This is a genomic window from Corynebacterium sp. HMSC22B11, assembly GCF_001815965.1.
Lineage (GTDB): Bacteria > Actinomycetota > Actinomycetes > Mycobacteriales > Mycobacteriaceae > Corynebacterium.
In genome coordinates this window covers 24,536-40,245 of sequence record NZ_KV823489.1, presented here as the reverse complement: position 1 = coordinate 40,245, position 15,710 = coordinate 24,536, and the positions used below count along the sequence as shown (strand labels likewise).

The window sequence follows — 15,710 nt, the reverse complement described above, 5'->3', positions numbered from 1 at the left end:
GCGCGGACCCTATGCCCCCATAGCCCAATTGGCAGAGGCAGCGGACTTAAAATCCGCCCAGTGTCGGTTCGAACCCGACTGGGGGTACGAAAAAGCCAGGCCGGAGAGCGTTTCTCCCGCCTGGCTTCGCTAGTAGTGTTCGCTATTGCTGCCGGTGGCTGAGCACCGCCGCCTAGCTGTTCTTCGCTGCCTTCTCGTCTTCCTTGGCAGCCTTCTCCTCGGCCTTGACGGCGGCCTTCTCGACCTTCTTCAGCTGCTTCTCGAGGTTGAAGTCGACCTCTGGCCACTCCAGATTCATGTTTCGCAGCTCGTTGAGCAGCAGGTAGCGCACGACCAGGCGGGCGTAGTCCTGCTTATCACTAGGCACGATGTACCACGGGGCGACATCGTTCGTCTTCTCAATGGCACGGGCATAAGCCTCTTGGTATTCATCCCACTTCTTCTGCACGCCGAGGTCGCTGGGGGAGTAGCGCCAGCGCTGCGCCGGGTTGCGCAGGCGGGAGAGGAAGCTCTTGGTCTGGAACTGCGGGGAAATGTGTAGGAGAACCTTGATGACACGGGTGCCGTCGGCCTCGAGCTTCTTCTCGAAGCGACGGATGGCGTCGTAGCGGCGGTCGATTTCCTCGACGTCGCTGAGCCCCTCCACACGGGAGACCAGGACGTCCTCGTAGTAGGAACGGTCGAAGATCGCGATCTCGCCGTTGCCCGGCAGCTCGTGGCGGATGCGGGCCAGGAAGTCGCGGTTGTCGGTATCGTCGATCGACTCGACCGGTTCCGCGAAGGTGGCGACGTTCACGCCCTGCGGGGACACGGCCTGCAGGATCGCGTTGGTGGCACCGCTCTTACCGGAGGCGTCCACGCCCTGCAGGATGATGAGGATGCTGCCGACCTGCTCATCGCTGGCACCGTTCGCGTAGAGCTTGGCCTGCTCGGCGCGCAGCTCCTCGGCGATCTTCTTATAGGCCTTGTTGACCCGCTTCTCGAACTTCTCGCCTTTGCCCCTCACCCCCGGGGTTTCGCGAGGGTTGAATGACTTGAGGTCGAAGTTGCCCTTGGGCGCGCGCAGCCCGAGAGCGTTGTTCATTCCAAAGCTCATAGCCCCAAGTTTAGCTGCTCCGGAGGCTTTGCTCAGCTCGACGGGGATGGTGCAGCTCGCAGGGTGCTCACTAGCATGGTGAGCATGGATAACGCAGCTTTGAATCAGGACCATTCCACCTCCGGCAACAGCGGCAATCGGCCGCTTGCGCTGATCACGGGTGCGTCCCGCGGCATTGGCCGGGCGATCGCGAATGACCTTGCCCGCGATCACCGGCTCATCCTGTGCTGCTCCTCGGAGACATCCGCGCACAGCCTGCGGGAGGATTTTCCGGACGCCCAGGTGGTCGCTGTGGACCTGTCCGATCCGGCGGCGTTAGCGGAAGCTTTTTCTTCCGACGTCGCCCCGCAGCGTCTCGACCTGCTGGTGCACTCCGCGGGCGTGACGGGGCATGCTCCCATCGCCGAGGCACCGCTTCAGATGTGGCGGGAGGTGCTCGACGTCAACGTCATCGCCGTGGCCGAGCTGACGCGGTTGCTGCTCCCGGCGCTGCGTGAGGCGCGAGGCATGGTGATCGCCATCAACTCCGGGGCGGGGCACAACTCCGGCCCTGGCTATGGGCCCTATGCGGCCTCGAAGTTCGCTCTCAAGGCGATCACGGATGCCCTGCGCGAAGAAGAGCGGGGGAGGGTTCGGGTCAGCTCCGTGCACCCCGGGAAGGTCGATTCGGATATGCAGCGCGAGCTGCAAGCCCAGGCGGGCAACGATAGCTACGACCCGGGTGTCTACGTCCGCGCCGAAGACATCGCCGCCGCGGTGCGGCTGGCCGCCGAGATGGGGCCTGAGGCCTGCCTGGAGACCGTGAGCGTGCGACCGGTCGTGAAATAAGGGCGCGGCACCGCCGCTGAGTACGCCGCGAGCGCCTCTTCGCGGAGCCAGCGTTCCAGCAAGAAGCCCTCCCCGGCGAAGAATCCGTCGGGGAGGGCTGGCGCGCGTGTGCGGCGTACTTAGGGCAGCATGCGCAGCTTCTTGCCTGCCAGCAGTGCGGTGCTCATGATGCGCGCGTAGGCCTTGGCCCCCAGGCTCTCAGGACCGCGCATGGACATCCACCGCTGCTCGGTGATGTTCTGGCTATCGGTGTACTTCAGCAGCCCGGCCGCGCCGTGGCGGCCACCCATGCCAGAGTCCTTCATGCCGCCACTGGTGTTGTCGATGGCCGACCATGCGGCGGTGTAGCCGTCGTTGATGGAGACGGAACCGGCCCGGATCTGTGGGGCGATGCGGTGCCCCGTCTCGGGGCTGGCGAAGACGGAGGCGTTGAGTCCGTAGACGGTGTCGTTGGCGGCGTTGACCGCAGCCACCAGGTCGTCGACAACCTCGACGAAGACGACCGGGCCGAAGACCTCCTCGGTGCGCAGCTTCGCGTCGGCGGGGACATCCGCGAGAACCGTGGGCTCGTAGAAGTAGGGGCCCAGGTCCGGGCGAGCCTTGCCGCCGGCGAGAACGCGGGCACCTTTGGCCACCGCGTCGTCCACGTAGCTGGTGACCGTATCCAGCTGCTGTTGGGAGGCCAGCGAACCCATCGCCACCTCCCAGTCGAAGCCGGGGCCAAGGGTCATGGCGCGCACGGCGTCGGCGAACTTGGCGCTGAACTCCTCGTACACCGGTCGCTCGACGTACACCCGCTCGATGGAGACGCACAGCTGGCCAGAGTTGGAGTAGCAGGCATCCACGACGCCGCGAACCGTGTAATCCATCTTCGCGTCCGCCGCGACGATCAGCGGGTTCTTGCCACCCAGCTCCGCGGAGAAACCGATCAGGCGGGAGCCCGCGGTGGCCCCGAGGATCTTGCCGGTGGCGGTAGACCCGGTGAACATCAGGAAGTCACACGTATTGGCGATCTCGCTGCCCACCACCCGGCCGGAGCCGGTGACCAGCTGCACGAGGTCGCGTGGCAGGCCGGCCTCGAAGAGCAGGCCGAATACCAGCAGGGAGGTAAACGGGGTCGCGGAGTCCGGCTTCGCGACCACCGCATTGCCCGCGATGAGTGCAGGCAGGGCGTCGGAGATGCCCAGGGTCAGCGGGTAGTTCCATGGCGAAATCTGGCCGACCACACCCACAGGCTGGAAGTGCTGGCGGGACTTGGCGAGCACCGGAACCGCGGAGCGTCGGCGCTTCGGGCTCAGGATCTTCTCCGCATTATTGGCGTAGTAGCGGGAGTTATTCGCCACGTCCATGACCTCGTCGAAGGCGGAAGCGCGGTTCTTGCCGGTCTCCAGCTGCACCATGTCCATCAGCAGCTCGCGGTTCTTCAGGACGGCGTCGTGGAAACGCAGGAGGATGGCCTTGCGCTCCGAGAAGGGAACGTGAGCCCAGGAGCGCTGCGCCTGACGGGCGGCGTCGACGGCCCGGTGGACGTCCTCCTCGTCGCCGGAACCCACCCAGCCGAGGTGCTCCGCGGTGAAGGACACCTCGACGTCGATCGTCTTCTCGGGCTTGGAACCATCGGCGGGCAGTTTGTTCGCGGACAGCCCGCGCAGCGCCTCCTGGAAGTCTGCGGGGAGTGCGCCGAGGGACAGTCGCTTGGGGAATCGCAAAGCAGTCATGGGTGGAAATATACCTTTGCCGAGGAATCTATGAGGTGGGTTGAGAAAGAAAATCCGCAGCGTTGGGAACTAAAAGTCCGTCACATGCGTTGGTACATTGTGAAGTAGGAACTTTTAACCGCCTACCAGCTTCGTGGCGCGCCCCGGCAGTGCTGGGAAATCGCGCGTGGCATGTGTCCCGGTCTCCGATCGGGTCGTGTAGACGCACCAGTTGGGTGTGCACATGGCGGCAAGAACAAGTTTTGACGAAGAAATCGAAAGTTGAGGCTTTCAGGTGCAGAAATCTAATCCATTCATGGCCGAACTGACCGGCCAGAACCGCCAGGGCCAGCAGCCGCAGGGCTATGGGCAGCCGGGCTACGGCCAGCAGGGCGACGGCTACGGCCAGTTCGCTACTAGTGCCCGTGGTGCCGCTGCCACGGCGACCTACCAGGACGGGCTGCAGGACGCCGCGAATTACGGTCAGGCCGGTCCGGCCGACCGCCCGATTACCGTGGACGACGTGGTGGCAAAGACCGGCATCACGCTGGGCGTCATCGTCGTGCTGGCTGCGGTGAACTACTTTATCTTCGGCGCGAACCCGGCAACGGGCTCGATCCTCACCGTGGTCGGCGCCATCGGTGGCCTCATCACCGTGCTGGTCTCCGCCTTCGCGAAGAAGTACGGCTCCCCAGTCGTCACCCTGCTCTACGCAGGCTTCGAGGGCCTGTTCGTCGGTGGCTTTAGCTACATGCTCACCGGCATGGCAGTGGGGGACACGAACGCTGGCGCCATGATCAGCCAGGCGATCCTGGGCACCATCGGCGTGTTCGCCGGCATGCTCTTCGTCTACAAGACGGGTGCGATCCGCGTGACCCCGAAGTTCACGAAGTTCATGGTCGCCGCACTGATCGGTGTGCTGGTGCTGGCGCTGGGCAGCCTGGTCATCGGCCTGTTCACCGGCGGTGCTGGCCCGCTGCGCGACGGCTCCCCGCTGTCCTGGATCTTCTCCCTGCTGTGCATCGGCCTCGCAGCGCTGAGCTTCCTGCAGGACTTCGACGCCGCCGACCGCCTCGTCCGCGCCGGTGCGCCGTCCAAGATGGCCTGGGGCGTAGCCCTCGGCCTGGCCGTGACCCTGGTCTGGCTCTACACCGAGATCCTGCGCCTGCTGTCCTACATCAATAGGGACTAGCGCTAGCAGCCAAGGGCCAGGGCGCATGATGCGGGTCGGCCCTTCGAAAATCTTGCCCTTGGGGTTCAACCCCAGGGGCTTTTTCACGCCTCCGAGGTGGGGAACTTTCCCGAGCTGCGCCCGCGTGTCTGTCGATCTTGGTAGCGTGATCAGGTCAACAATTGTAAAACAGCTGGGCGCACAAGAGCTGACCCAGCTAGCAAGGAGCGCCGATGAGCTTCGGCGAAAAACCCCGTCCCACTAAGCCCCAGCCCGCGACCGGGCTGCTCAAGACTGGGAAAAGTTCCCAAGTCGGCTTGTACCCCCACGACCTGCACCCCGGACTGGTCCCGGGCTTAAGCGTCGAGGATCAAAACAAGAACTTCGCGCTGGACCGCGTCGTCTTCTTTGTTACCGCCACCTTCATCGTGGCCTTCATCGCCTGGGGCATCGCCTCCCCGGACTCGGTTTCCACAGCGTCGGCGGCCGCCTACGACTGGGCGATGAATAACGCCGCATGGCTGCTCAACCTCGTGATGAGCTTGGGCATCATCGTCATGCTCTACCTGGCATTCTCCCGGTACGGCCAGATCCCGCTGGGCCGGGACGACGAGGAACCAGAGTTCTCCCGATACTCGTGGATCGCGATGATGTTCGGCGCGGGCATCGGCGTGGGCGTGTTCTTCTTCGGCCCCTCCGAGCCCCTGGCGTACTATCTCTCGCCACCGCCTGAGACCGTCGACGCGGAAACCCCTGCTGCCCTGCACCAAGCGCTGGCCCAGTCCCACTTCCACTGGGGGCTATCCATCTGGGGCCTCTACGCGCTGGTGGGCGGAGCGCTGGCCTATTCCACCTATCGCCGCGGGCGCCCCTCCCTGCTGAGCTCCGTGTTTCGACCCCTGCTGGGAACCCAGCCGAACGAGGGGATCGCGGGCCGGGTGATCGACATGATGGCGATCGTCGCCACCCTTTTCGGCACCGCCGCTACCCTTGGGGTATCCGCCCTGCAGATCGCCCAAGGTGTGGAGATCATCTCCGGGGTAGGCCCGCTGGCCAATAACGCTGTTATCGCCATCATCGGCGTGCTCGGCGTTGCCTTCATCATCAGCGCCGTCTCCGGCGTGGCGCGCGGCATCCGCTACCTGTCGAATATCAACATCACGCTCACACTGCTGCTCGTGGCCTTCGTATTCCTCTTCGGCCCGAGCCTCTTCCTGCTGAACCTGGTGCCATCCGGGGTCGCGACCTATATCGACCAGCTGCTGCCGATGATGGGCAAGTCCCTGTCCTGGGGTCAGGAGACCCTCGAGTTCCAGGGCGCGTGGACAGCCTTCTACTGGGCCTGGTGGATCGCCTGGACCCCATTCGTCGGCATGTTCATCGCCCGGATCTCCCGGGGCCGCACCATCCGGGAGTTCGCGCTGGCAACGATCGCCGGCCCGACCGCCATCCTGGTTCTGGCCTTCACCATCTTTGGTGGTGCCTCCATCACCTTCAGCCGGGAAGGCCGCGAGATGTTCGACGGCTCCGCGAATAACGAGCAGGTCCTCTTCGCCCTCTTTGACCAGTTGCCCTTGAACACGATCACCCCGTTCCTGCTGATCGCAGTTCTCACGATCTTCTTCGTCACCTCCGCGGACTCGGCGTCCGTGGTGATGGGAACCATGTCCTCCCAGGGTAACCCCGCGCCGAACAAGCTGGTCGTGGTGTTCTGGGGTGCGTGCATGATGGGGATTGCCACGGTGATGCTGCTGGCCGGCGGGGAAACCGCGCTGACAGCGCTGCAGAACCTCACGATCCTCATTGCGCTGCCGTTCTCGATCGTCCTGCTGGTGATGACCGTGGCCTTCCTCAAGGACCTGCGCACCGACCCTGCGGCGATCCGTAAGGACTACGCCAGCACTGCGGTGGAAAATGCGGTGGTTCGTGGCCTGGAGGAGCACGGCGATGACTTCGAATTCACCGTCGCCTCCGCCCCGGAGGGCAGGGGAGCGGGTGCCCACTTCGATTCCTCCTCTGAGGACGTCACCGACTGGTACCAGCGCGTGGATGAGGAGGGCGAAGAGATCGCCTACGACCACGAGACCAAGCGGTGGGCGGACCAGGAAGGAAACGCTGCGGATGCACCGGCTGATTCGGTAGACACCGCGTCACCTGATGCTGGTGAGCGCTCGGCGGAGCACCCGGAGCGTTAACACCGCCAGCCGACTCTGGCAGCGGCAGCAAGGCACAAAGAAACCCTCGGCCCTGGAAATCCAGGGCCGAGGGTTTCTCGCTGCCACAGTGGAGCAGTGTCGCGTCAGAACTACTTCTGCATCGCGCGCGGAATATCCAGATCTGGGTTATACGGCTCGGCCTCCACGAGGGTCACCCGGACAGTATCGCCGGTCGGGGTCTCGTACTCGCGGGTCTCGCCGACCTTCGCACCAACCAGGGCGGCGCCCAGCGGGGCGTCGGTGGAGTAGGTCTCCAGCTCCGGGTTGGAGGACTCCAGGCCGCGGGTACCGATCAGGAAGGTTTCCTTGTCCTCCTCATCGTCGTCGTAGTAGACATGCACGACGGTGCCGACCAGCGCGACGCCGGACTCCTGCGGAGCCTCACCGATGGTGGCGTTGTCCAGCAGCTCCTCGAGGTAAGCGATGCGGGCCTCCTCCTGGCCCTGCTGCTCGCGGGCGGCGTGGTAGCCACCGTTCTCCTTGAGGTCACCCTCCTCGCGGCGCTCATTGATCTCTGCGGCCAGGACCGGGCGGTTCTCCTTCAGGGCGAACAGTTCCGCGTTGAGTCGGTCGTAGGATTCTTGGGTGAGCCAGGTGGTCTGATTGTCTGCCATCTGCGCCATCCTCCTTGGAAATTATGTCAGTAATTTTCAGCTAATCCGGGCAATCACGGTCCATGCACCGTCCCCGGCGGTAGCGCCTTAGGCGGCGATAGCTTTGCGGGGCACGCCCCACGGTTTCGCCGACGCCTGCCGGTTCTCGCTTGTCCGGGCGTATTCTAGCACCGAATAGGCGCGAAAACTTCAGCCGACGCGTCGTCGGTTGCCCGTTCTTCGGTGGGCTACTGCTTCAGGTGGGAGGGGATGACCGAGGAGCAGCCGTAGATCTTCCCGGCGTAGCCCGGCACGCGAGTGTTGATATCCACCGAGTGGCGGGAGGTCTTCGGCCCACCGGCTGGGACGTAGAACTCGCGGCGACCGACTTCATTCTTGTCGTAGTCCATCGCGGTGACGATGCAGTATGCCGGCTGCGACGGATCCTCGCGGGTGACGTCGACGCGCATGTTCAGGCGGGTATCGGACACCACGGAACCGCCGGACTCGACCGCGGTGACGTCCGCCGAGGATGCGTTCATGAACTGGTTGACCGCGTAGGCCATCGCGCCGGCGATGAGGACGACCAGCGCGATGACCAGCACCTTGCCGGCGAAGGGACGGTTGCGTTCAGCGCCGTAGCGGGCCTTCAGGGCATCGTCCGCGGGCATCTGCGCACCGCCCGGGCGGGAGTTGGGAACCGAAGGGGAAGCATCAGAGGTCATGGTGTTTTACATTCTAGGCAATACGGCCGTAAAAGCAGATTTCCTCAACCTGGGTCGACCTCCTCTTGTGGTTGAAGTGTGGTGGGTCGGTGCGTTGTGACTTCTCTTCATCGTGCGTGGAACAATATGGAAGTATGACTGATTCGACGACGAGCGGCGCCCAGGACGGTTACCGCGTGCTGGCGATTCACGCCCACCCGGATGATGAATCCAGCAAGGGCGCGGCGACGATGGCTCGCTATATCGACGAAGGCCACCGAGTCCGCGTGCTGACCTGCACGGGCGGCGAGGAAGGCAGCATCCTCAACCCCAGGATGGACCGCCCCGAGGTGCACGAGAACCTGGTGGACGTGCGCCGGGAGGAAATGGCCCGCGCCGCAGAGATCCTGGGGGTGGAGCACCGCTGGCTGGGCTACCTGGACTCCGGGCTGCCGGAATCCGGAAAGCGGGAGGACCTCCCGGACGGCTGCTTTGCGCTGCAAGACGTCGACGAGGTGGCCGCCGACGTGGTTGCACAGATCCGCGATTTCCAGCCGCACGTGATCATCACCTATGACGAAAACGGTGGCTATCCGCACCCGGATCACCTGATGGTGCACGCGGTATCCATGCGCGCCTGGGAACTGGCAGGAGACCCCGAGTATCGACCCAACTTGGGTGAAGCCTGGGCTCCGCTGAAGCTGTACTACACGCACGGTTTCGTGGTGACTCGCTTTAACATGCTCGCCGAGGCAGTGGCGCAGCGGCAGGCCAATGGCGAGATGACCCTGCGCGAGTATCAGCACACCATGACGCAGCTGGCTTTCTGGCGTGCAAAGCAGGACGTCTACCCCCGAGTGACGACCCGCGTGAACGCTGCCGATTGGTTCGATCGCCGTGATGCCGCGCTGACCGCACATGCCACCCAGATCGACCCGGACGGGCCGTTCTTCGGCGTGGATGTGGACGTGCAGCGCGAGACGTGGCCCACGGAGGAGTTCGAATTAGCGAAGACCCGGGTGGCCACTACACTGCCAGAGAGAGAACTCACCGCGGGCTTGCCGCCGGTGGGCAGCGCCGATGAGCTCAGCCAGAGCCAGCCGCCAGAGGTGCCGGTGCGCCCCGAGCAGTAGGATTTCCGCTAGAGAATTTTTAGCCCAGTACTCACACACGGCTTGACCGCCGCCGAAGGGAATGGATGACATGTTCGCAGCTCTTTCGACCCTTGCTCTGCCAGCAGCGGATCTGGTGACCGCAGGGGCGGCGTACACGACCACTGTTATCGCCCAGGGACCAACCCCCAATACGGGCCCGCGCGGCGAGGAATTCGGCAAGGCCTCGCCGGTCGGGCTGTTCGTCATCCTGGGGCTGCTCTTCGTGGTCATCGTCATCGGATTCGGCATGAATCGCAGGCTGCGCCGTTTGGAACGCCGCCGCGCCTTCGCCGAGCAGCACGGCATCGACGTGTTCGATGAGGAGCGGCTCAACAAGGCCATGGAGGAGAGCGGCTACGAGGAGTACGCGAAGGGCGGAGCGATGTTCGCCCGCACCGAGGTGCCGCAGACCGATGCTCGTTTCGAGCCCGCCTCCGGGATTGGAACGCAGCTCACCGGGCCCGACGCGATCGACGCGGAGCGCGCGAAGGCCGAGGAAGAAGACGAAGACGAGAATCCTGCACGCTAAGCGAGAGGGTTAATTATCGTGCGTCTACCAAAGCTTGCGGCAGCGATCGGGCGAACCGAGCCACTGAAGAGGCTCGCCAGCCTGCTCTATCCCGCCTACGAGGCGCGGCTGGCTCGCTCTCTGCGGGATCTGCCGCGCCCGGCCCACATCGCCATCATGGCCGACGGCAACCGTCGCTGGGCCAGGGAGAACGGCTTCACCGACGTTTCCCATGGGCATCGCGTGGGTGCCCGCAAGATCGCCGAGATGTGCAATTGGTGCGACGAGATGGGCATCGCCTCGGTGACCGTGTACCTGCTCAGCACAGAGAACCTCAAGCGTAAGCCGGAGGAGCTCGAGCTCCTGGTCAAAATCATTGGGGACGTCACCGACGAGCTTGGGCAGGCGAAGGCTGGCTTCCGCGTGCGCTCCGTGGGGCACCTCGAGCTGCTGCCGCAGCAGCTGCGGGAACGCCTGGAATACAACGAGCAGCTCACCGCGAATAACACGGGCGTGTGCGTCAACGTCGCCGTCGGCTACGGCGGACGTCAGGAGATCGTCGACGCGGTGCGAGACACCGTCGCGGAACTCGCTGCGGATGGCACGCCGGCGGACGAGATCGCCGAGAGGATCACCGTCGACTCCCTGGGTAATCACATGTACACCAAGGGGCAGCCGGACCCGGATCTGGTGATTCGGACCTCGGGGGAGCAGCGGCTCTCGGGCTTTCTGCTGTGGCAGTCCGCCTACTCCGAGATTTGGTTCACGGACACCTACTGGCCGGCCTTCCGGCGGGTGGACTTCCTCCGGGCGCTGCGGGAGTACTCCCAGCGTCACCGCCGTTTCGGGCTCTAGACCAGCGCTGTACTGGTCGCCCGGCACAGTCACAGACGGGCCGGGGCAGTGCCAGCTGGGGAGCGAGGCTAGATCTTGCGCATCCGCACCCGGTCGACGAGATGATCTGCGCCCTTGCGCATCACCAGGCTGGCCCGGATCCGGGTCGGCAGGATGTTCTCCATGAGGTTCGGCAGGTTCACCGTCTGCCAGATCTCCCGGGCCACCTGGGAGGCCTGTGCATCGCTCAGCCCAGCGAGGTGGTGGAAGTGGGCGTCCGGGTCCTTGAAAGCGGTGTTTTTCAGCCGCAGGAATCGGGAGATGTACCAGTCCTCAATGTCCTCGACCCGGGCGTCGACATAGACGGAGAAGTCGAAGAGGTCGCTGACCATGAGGGTGGGCCCTGTCTGCAGCACGTTGAGCCCTTCGACGATGAGGATGTCTGGCTGGTCGACGACCTCGAACTCGCCGGCAATCCGGTCGTAGGCCTCGTGCGAGTAGACCGGTGCTTTGACGTTGCGGGCTCCTGATTTCACCTTGGTCACGAAGTTCAGCAGCGCCTGCTGGTCATAGGACTCGGGGAAGCCCTTGCGGTGCAGCAGGCGGCGGCGTTCCAGCTCGGCGGTGGGGAAGAGGAAGCCATCCGTGGTGATCAGATCCACCCGGGGGCTGGACTCCCAGCGCTGCAGCAGCACCTGGAGCACACGCGCGGTGGTGGACTTTCCGACGGCCACAGAGCCGGACACACCGATGATGTACGGCGTGGGAGGCATCGGCTCGCCGATGAAGGTCTCGGTGGCCTGATTCAGGCTGCGCTGTGCCTCGACCCGCAGGTTGATGAGGCGGGAGAGCGGCAGGTAGACCTCGCTGACCTCGTCCAGGTCAATCTCATCGCCGATGCCGCGCAGCTGGTCGAGCTCCGATTCGCTCAAGACCTGTGGCATGGACTTGCGGAGTTCGCGCCACTGGCTCCTCTTGAGCTCGATGAAGGGCGATACAGCCGCGTCCGCGGAGGCGCGCTGGGGCGTACGATTCATGGCCTCATTGTGCCTGTGTGGGGGGAGATAACCCAAATGTGCTAGGTGCGCTGTGACCTGCGTCCGGGGCAGACGCTAAGATGTGGGGCGCAACGCAACAACACCTTCTACCCCCAAGGATCGGTCTGCATTCTTGGTGGTATACACCCTTTTTGAAGGAAGGCCGACGGAAACTTATGTCCGATTCTCCACAGACCATCCAGCACAACGTGCCGCTGGCTGAACTCGACCCGGATGTCGCCCGCGCCATCGACGGCGAGCTGGCCCGCCAGCGCAACACTCTCGAGATGATCGCGAGTGAGAACTTTGTGCCGCGCGCAGTGCTGCAGGCGCAGGGCTCCGTCCTGACCAATAAGTACGCCGAGGGCTACCCTGGGCGCCGCTACTACGGCGGCTGCGAGCACGTCGACGTCATCGAGGACCTGGCCCGCGACCGCGCGAAGCAGGTCTTCGGCGCGGAGTTCGCCAACGTGCAGCCGCACGCTGGTGCGCAGGCCAACGCCGCCGTCCTTATGGCGCTGGCTAGCCCACGGGATAAGATTCTGGGCCTCTCCCTGGCTCACGGTGGCCACCTGACCCACGGCATGCACCTGAACTTCTCCGGCAAGCTCTACGAGGCCATCGCCTACGAGGTGGACCCGGAGACCATGCGCATCGACATGGATAAGGTCCGCGAGCAGGCGCTCAAGGAGAAGCCGACCGTCATCATCGCCGGCTGGTCCGCCTACCCGCGCCACCAGGACTTCGCTGCCTTCCGCTCCATCGCGGACGAGGTCGGCGCGAAGCTGTGGGTCGACATGGCTCACTTCGCAGGCCTGGTTGCAGCTGGCCTGCACCCGTCCCCGGTCCCGCACGCTGACGTCGTGTCCACCACCGTGCACAAGACCCTGGGTGGTCCGCGTTCCGGCCTGATCCTGGCGAAGCAGGAGTGGGCGAAGAAGCTGAATTCCGCAGTCTTCCCGGGCCAGCAGGGTGGCCCGCTGATGCACGCCGTTGCCGCGAAGGCCGTGGCCATGAAGGTTGCCCAGACCGACGAGTTCCGCGACCGCCAGGCCCGCACTCTCGAGGGCGCGAAGATCCTGGCTGAGCGCCTGTCTGCCGCTGACACCAAGGGTGCTGGCGTCGAGGTGCTCACCGGCGGCACCGATGTTCACCTGGTGCTGGCTGACCTGCGCCACTCCGAGCTCGATGGCCAGCAGGCGGAGGATCTGTTGCACGAGGTTGGCATCACCGTTAACCGCAATGCCGTTCCTTTCGACCCGCGCCCGCCGATGGTCACCTCCGGCCTGCGCATCGGTACCCCGGCCCTGGCTTCCCGCGGCCTGGACACCGCCGCCTTCACCGAGGTCGCGGACGTCATCGGTACCGCGCTGGCGCAGGGTAAGAACGCCGACGTCGACGCGCTGCGCGCTCGCGTTTCCAAGGTCGCCGAGGACTTCCCGCTGTACGAGGGCCTCGAAGACTGGAAGCTGGTCTAACAATGGCGGAGTCCGCTGTGAACCCGCAGGACGGCCAGGCTGGCTCCGCGTTCCAGTCCGCTGGGGCGGGGCACGCGCTGATCATCGTCGACGTGCAGAATGACTTCGTTGACGGCAGCCTGGCCACCGAACGTGGTGCGCAGGCCGCCGAGGCGATCAGCAAGCACATCGCTGGCCTGCACCGTTATGACGTCATCGTGGGCACCAAGGATTGGCACATCGACCCGGCCGGGCACTTCGCCCCGGAGGGCGCGGAACCGGACTACCAGGACACCTGGCCGGTGCACTGCGTTGCCGGGACCACCGGCGCGCAGTCGCACCCGGCGCTGGCGACTGATCAGGTCGAGGCGTGGTTCCACAAGGGTGAGTACGAGCCCGCCTACTCGGGCTTTGAAGGCCACCTCGCGGACTCTCTTGCCACCACGGAAGTGAACAGCGCTGCTGCCGAAGCGGAGCGTCCGAAGGTGCTGCTCGCAGAATGGTTGCGCTCTCGCCGTATTGGTCAGGTGACCGTGGTCGGCATCGCGACCGACTTCTGCGTGCGCGCCACGGCGCTGGATGCGAAGGCCGAGGGCTTCGGCGTCACTGTCATCCCGCGCCTGTGCGCGCCGGTGTCAGCAGCGGGGGAGGAAGCGACCCTCGCCGAACTGCGTGAGGCCGGCGTCGAGGTGAAGTAGCCGCAGTCGCGACGTAAAGCTAAAAGAACCCGATGGTGGAAACCATCGGGTTCTTTTATGTCTAACTCGCCCAGGCGGGCGGCTCAGGCTGCGCCCGCCCGGCGAGGGGGCAAGGGGAGTGGCTTACTCGCCCTTAGCCAGCTTGCGGGAGATGATCTCCAGCATGATCTCGTTCGGGCCACCGTAGATCGGCTGGACGCGGGAGTCCAGGTAGTGGGTAGCGATCGGGTACTCCATCATGAAGCCGTAGCCACCGTGCAACTGCAGTGCCTGGTTCACGACCTCGATCTGCAGCTCGGTGGTGTGGTACTTCGCCATCGCAGCGGTGGTCTCGTCCAGCTCGCCCTTGACCTTGGCCTCGATGCAGGCATCGACGAAGGACTGTGCAGCCTGCAGGCCCTGGACCATCTTGGCCAGCTCCCAGCGGTAGGCCTGGTGGTCGACCAGACGGTTGCCGAAGGTCTTGCGGTCCTGGGAGTGCTGGTACACCAGGTCGAAGGCGCGACGGGAGGTCGCGACGGAGCCCACGGCGATGGACAGGCGCTCCTGAGCTAGGTTGTGACGCAGGTAGCCGAAGCCAGCACCGCGCTCGCCCAGCAGGTTCTCAGCTGGGACCTGGACGTTCTCGAAGGAGAGCTCGGCGGTGTCCTGGGACTTCAGGCCGACCTTCTTCAGCGGGCCGGTCTTGGTGTAGCCCTCCATGCCGTCCTCAACGATGAGCAGGGAGATGCCGGCGCGGCCCTTCTCCGGGTCGGTGATGGCGACGATGATGGTGAAGTCCGCCTGGACACCGTTGGAGATGAAGGTCTTGGCACCGTTGACGGTGAAGGAGCCGTCGCCGTTGTCGCGGGCCAGGGTGCGGATGCCAGCCAGGTCGGCGCCGGCCTCCGGCTCGGTCATGGCGATTGCGGCGATCTTCTCACCGGAGCACAGTGGCTTGAGGAAGCGCTCCTTCTGCTCGTCGTTGGCGAAGCGCTGCAGGTATGGGATGACCAGGTCGTTGATGGTCTGGATGCCCACGATGATGGAGCCGGAGTCTGCCTTGGCGAGCTCCTCGGTCAGCACGGCGTTGAAGCGGTAGTCGTTCATTCCGCCGCCGCCCCACTGCTCGTCGACCTCCATGCCCAGCAGGCCCATGTCCCCGGCCTTCTTGAACATCTCGCGGTCGACGTAGCCCTGGTCGTGCCAGCGCTCGACGTTCGGGCGGATTTCGGTCTCCACGAAGCCGCGGACGGCCTCGCGGAACATCTCGTGCTCTTCGTTGAACAGGGTGCGCGGAAGGTAGTTCTTCATGTTGTCCTCTCCGGAAGTCGGGGGATGTTCGGTGAAAGAGCCGGAACAGTTCGCACTGTGATCCAGAACTCTTAATGCTTATGTTCATAGTAACGCTTTGTGGCCTCAGTCACCTATTTATGAAGAAATATTTTTTAAACCCTTGTGTGTGAACTTAGGTAATGCTAACCTCAAATCAGCGCCCACGGGGGATTATCTCACGAGGTGCGCCAGTAGTGGATAGTCGTTTTCTGCCGCGCCGCTCGGGAAGGCTCCTCTTCTCGCCTCGCCCGAGCAACTTGTCACGGCGCGAATGGAAGCGATGGGTTGAAAAGCTGCCGTGGCCTAGTCACCCACGGCGGTAACAAAAGGGGTACACCCGGTGTCGTCGCACGGGTGCCAAAAACTCAGGCGGGGCTTTAAGCATCACAGTGCTTAAAGCCCC

14 protein-coding genes and 1 tRNA gene are annotated in these 15,710 nt (G+C 64.5%); 9 read left to right on the top strand and 6 right to left on the bottom strand.

Features of this window, described 5'->3' with window-relative positions; genetic code table 11:
* The first annotated feature begins 13 nt into the window (after positions 1-13).
* Positions 14-87, top strand: a tRNA-Leu gene (locus tag HMPREF3088_RS04455).
* Between the two features lie 85 nt (positions 88-172).
* On the opposite strand, the gene HMPREF3088_RS04450 is transcribed toward HMPREF3088_RS04455, so the two are convergent.
* Positions 173-1,096: a PPK2 family polyphosphate kinase gene (locus HMPREF3088_RS04450; protein WP_246818044.1), complete on the bottom strand. Its 924-nt coding sequence runs from the start codon at positions 1,094-1,096 to the stop codon at positions 173-175.
* A gap of 75 nt (positions 1,097-1,171) precedes the next feature.
* Between HMPREF3088_RS04450 and HMPREF3088_RS04445 the strand changes: the two genes are divergently transcribed.
* The gene (locus HMPREF3088_RS04445; protein WP_070758616.1) at positions 1,172-1,924 is read left to right on the top strand and encodes an SDR family oxidoreductase; all 753 of its coding nucleotides are present in this window, start codon (positions 1,172-1,174) and stop codon (positions 1,922-1,924) included.
* A gap of 119 nt (positions 1,925-2,043) precedes the next feature.
* Here the strand turns inward: HMPREF3088_RS04445 and HMPREF3088_RS04440 are convergent, their stop codons facing one another.
* Positions 2,044-3,642 (bottom strand): succinic semialdehyde dehydrogenase, encoded by a 1,599-nt coding sequence (locus HMPREF3088_RS04440; RefSeq protein WP_070758615.1) that lies wholly within the window; start codon positions 3,640-3,642, stop codon positions 2,044-2,046.
* Positions 3,643-3,916: 274 nt separating this feature from the next.
* Between HMPREF3088_RS04440 and HMPREF3088_RS04435 the strand changes: the two genes are divergently transcribed.
* On the top strand, positions 3,917-4,813 hold the full coding sequence (locus HMPREF3088_RS04435; protein WP_070758614.1) for a Bax inhibitor-1/YccA family protein: 897 nt from the start codon (positions 3,917-3,919) through the stop codon (positions 4,811-4,813).
* A gap of 212 nt (positions 4,814-5,025) precedes the next feature.
* Positions 5,026-6,987 carry a BCCT family transporter gene (locus tag HMPREF3088_RS04430; protein WP_070758613.1) on the top strand — a complete coding sequence of 654 codons (1,962 nt, stop codon included), beginning with the start codon at positions 5,026-5,028 and terminating at the stop codon, positions 6,985-6,987.
* Positions 6,988-7,097: 110 nt separating this feature from the next.
* On the opposite strand, the gene greA is transcribed toward HMPREF3088_RS04430, so the two are convergent.
* Both greA and HMPREF3088_RS04420 read right to left on the bottom strand, forming a co-directional pair.
* Positions 7,098-7,622 carry a transcription elongation factor GreA gene (greA, locus tag HMPREF3088_RS04425; protein WP_012359850.1) on the bottom strand — a complete coding sequence of 175 codons (525 nt, stop codon included), beginning with the start codon at positions 7,620-7,622 and terminating at the stop codon, positions 7,098-7,100.
* Positions 7,623-7,849: 227 nt separating this feature from the next.
* On the bottom strand, positions 7,850-8,326 hold the full coding sequence (locus tag HMPREF3088_RS04420) for a DUF4307 domain-containing protein (protein ID WP_246818043.1): 477 nt from the start codon (positions 8,324-8,326) through the stop codon (positions 7,850-7,852).
* A 134-nt stretch (positions 8,327-8,460) separates the two neighbouring features.
* Between HMPREF3088_RS04420 and mca the strand changes: the two genes are divergently transcribed.
* The 3 genes from mca to HMPREF3088_RS04405 all read left to right on the top strand — a co-directional run bounded on the left by mca (position 8,461) and on the right by HMPREF3088_RS04405 (position 10,822).
* Positions 8,461-9,438, top strand: coding sequence for a mycothiol conjugate amidase Mca (gene mca / locus HMPREF3088_RS04415; RefSeq protein ID WP_070758612.1), 978 nt, complete (start codon positions 8,461-8,463; stop codon positions 9,436-9,438).
* 70 nt (positions 9,439-9,508) lie between these two features.
* Positions 9,509-9,988 (top strand): hypothetical protein, encoded by a 480-nt coding sequence (locus tag HMPREF3088_RS04410; protein ID WP_070758664.1) that lies wholly within the window; start codon positions 9,509-9,511, stop codon positions 9,986-9,988.
* A gap of 45 nt (positions 9,989-10,033) precedes the next feature.
* Positions 10,034-10,822 carry an isoprenyl transferase gene (locus HMPREF3088_RS04405; protein ID WP_246818048.1) on the top strand — a complete coding sequence of 263 codons (789 nt, stop codon included), beginning with the start codon at positions 10,034-10,036 and terminating at the stop codon, positions 10,820-10,822.
* Positions 10,823-10,890: 68 nt separating this feature from the next.
* On the opposite strand, the gene coaA is transcribed toward HMPREF3088_RS04405, so the two are convergent.
* A complete protein-coding gene (gene coaA / locus HMPREF3088_RS04400; RefSeq protein WP_070758610.1) occupies positions 10,891-11,838 on the bottom strand; it encodes a type I pantothenate kinase in 948 nt (315 codons plus the stop codon).
* A 176-nt stretch (positions 11,839-12,014) separates the two neighbouring features.
* Between coaA and glyA the strand changes: the two genes are divergently transcribed.
* Positions 12,015-13,316: a serine hydroxymethyltransferase gene (gene glyA, locus HMPREF3088_RS04395; RefSeq protein WP_070758609.1), complete on the top strand. Its 1,302-nt coding sequence runs from the start codon at positions 12,015-12,017 to the stop codon at positions 13,314-13,316.
* A gap of 2 nt (positions 13,317-13,318) precedes the next feature.
* Positions 13,319-13,993 (top strand): isochorismatase family protein, encoded by a 675-nt coding sequence (locus HMPREF3088_RS04390; RefSeq protein WP_070758608.1) that lies wholly within the window; start codon positions 13,319-13,321, stop codon positions 13,991-13,993.
* A gap of 123 nt (positions 13,994-14,116) precedes the next feature.
* Here HMPREF3088_RS04390 and HMPREF3088_RS04385 read toward each other — a convergent pair whose 3' ends face one another.
* Positions 14,117-15,286, bottom strand: a complete 1,170-nt coding sequence (locus tag HMPREF3088_RS04385) for an acyl-CoA dehydrogenase family protein (protein ID WP_070758607.1) — start codon at positions 15,284-15,286, stop codon at positions 14,117-14,119.
* Positions 15,287-15,710 lie beyond the last annotated feature (424 nt).